General features: G+C 70.6%; 1 protein-coding gene. It reads left to right on the top strand.

What is annotated here, in order from left to right:
* Nucleotides 1-91: 91 nt before the first annotated feature.
* A partial coding sequence (locus ACLBXP_RS25565; RefSeq protein WP_447670625.1) for an SIS domain-containing protein occupies nucleotides 92-310 on the top strand: 219 nt, incomplete at its 3' end.

Here is a 310-nt window from a genome sequence, read left to right as displayed (position 1 = left end):
CGGACTGGACGTATGGACCGACCTCGACACCGCCATCCGGCGAACGGCGGCGGATGCCGCCCGCTTCGGGCCTCACCGGGGGAGCGCATAGATGAACGCCGTCGTCTCGAACGCCCTCGATGAAGCTGCCGCGTTGTTCGCGACGCTGGCCGGTGATCCCAAGTTGCAGGCCGCCGTCGCCGATGCAGCCGATCGCGCCCTGACGGTTGCCCGCGGCGGCGGCAAGCTGCTCTTTGCGGGCAACGGGGGCAGCCCCGCCGAGGCGCAGCATCTGGCCGCCGAGTACGTCGGCCGCTTCAAGTTCGATCGG

The sequence above is a fragment of the Methylobacterium sp. A54F genome (genome assembly GCF_053346035.1).
This window is presented reverse-complemented; position numbering and strand designations above follow the sequence as displayed.